The sequence below is a fragment of the Neisseria sp. P0021.S007 genome (assembly GCF_051956855.1).
The window spans coordinates 1-911 of record NZ_JBQCXA010000236.1 but is presented as its reverse complement, the minus strand read 5'-3'; the positions used below and the strand labels follow the sequence as shown (position 1 = coordinate 911).

The following is a 911-nucleotide window of genomic DNA, read 5'->3' as shown; positions in this document are numbered from 1 at the left end:
GATTATCACCATCAGCGCATTCCCGTGCCGCAAACCCCGCAAGGTACGCCCGTATGCATGGAGCAATGGAAAATTTTGCAAGGCGCCGCGCGCGTGCCGCAAAAAGAAGTCGACGGCTTCCGCTTCTCACCCAACGGCAGCCGCCACATCGGCATATTGCACAACGGCTTCTACTACCGCATTGCCGCGCTCGACGAACAATTTGAAGCCTACCATCCCGATGCGTTCAAACAGGCATTTGAAGAAATCCTTTCCGATACCCATCAAAACAAATATTCGGTAGCCGTACCCTGCTACTTGGGCGGCAACGAAACCGCCCGCGTGTACCAAGCCCTGCAACAGCATGACGACAACACCCGCCTGCTGGAACACATCGAACAAGACCTGTTCCACATCAGCATCAGCAGTGAAGATCTCGATGCCGACAGCGATTTGGCGCAAACCACGTTCCAACCCAAGCAAAACGTTTGGTGCTACAAACCCACCACCTATTGCTACAACACCAGCACCAAACGCCTGTATCTGCATTGCGAACACACTTGGGCTGACGGTGGCGCGCTCAAAGGCATCGTTACCCTTGCCGCAGCCAAACTGGCTGCACGCGGCGGCAAGAAAACCCGCCCTGCTGTCCACCGCTACGAATGGCAGTTGGATGCCGACTTGCTGAAAAACTGGGACAACTGGCAGCAAAACTATGCCAAACAGGCTGACCAGATGCACGTAACCAGCGTTACCATACCGTTCAACGGCTTAACCATTCCCCAAGGCATGAGCCAAGACGCATTGATGCAGTTCCTCCTGCAATATGCCCAGCTCACCACCTACGGCAGCGTCCGCAACACATACGAAGCCGTTGACGTGAGCCACTTCAAAAACGGCCGCACCGAATGTGTGCGCCCCGTTTCCAACGA

1 protein-coding gene is annotated in these 911 nt (G+C 55.2%); it reads left to right on the top strand.

What is annotated here, in order from left to right; genetic code table 11:
* On the top strand, window positions 1–911 hold a 911-nt coding region (locus ACTHUR_RS12495), incomplete at both ends, for a choline/carnitine O-acyltransferase (RefSeq protein WP_440398805.1).